The sequence below is a fragment of the Corallococcus sp. AB038B genome (assembly GCF_003668955.1).
GTDB classification, from domain to species: Bacteria; Myxococcota; Myxococcia; order Myxococcales; family Myxococcaceae; genus Corallococcus; species Corallococcus exiguus.
In genome coordinates this window covers 1-390 of record NZ_RAWO01000354.1, presented here as the reverse complement: position 1 = coordinate 390, position 390 = coordinate 1, and the positions used below count along the sequence as shown (strand labels likewise).

Sequence of the window (390 nt, the reverse complement as noted above, 5' to 3'; positions counted from 1 at the left end):
AGGCCCGACAGCGCCTTGAAGGAGCGCGCCACGCTGCGCCACTGGAAGGCGAAGGCCAACAGGCCCGAGGACACCAGCACCGCCGAGCCCGTCCACACCATCCACGTGTTGATGGCCCGGTACGTCACTTCTGGAATGGCACCCTGGGTGACCATGGCGGTCGCGAGGAAGCCGTACGTCAGCACCGCGCCCAGCAGCATGGACCAGCCCGTGCGGAAGCTCACCAGCGCGCCGGCGCCCACCAGCAGCAGGCTGAAGTCGAACGACAGCGTCCACGCGGAGGCCTTCTTGCCCAGGATGGTGAACGGCATGCTCACCTTGTCCGGGATGTTGGTGAGCCACGTGAAGCGAGCATCGCGGAGCAGCACCAGCAGGGCGCCGATGAAGCCC

Annotated in this window: 1 pseudogene; it reads right to left on the bottom strand. The window is 67.4% G+C overall.

What is annotated here, in order from left to right:
* Positions 1–390, bottom strand: a pseudogene (locus D7Y04_RS43555) (OPT/YSL family transporter); the annotation flags it as partial.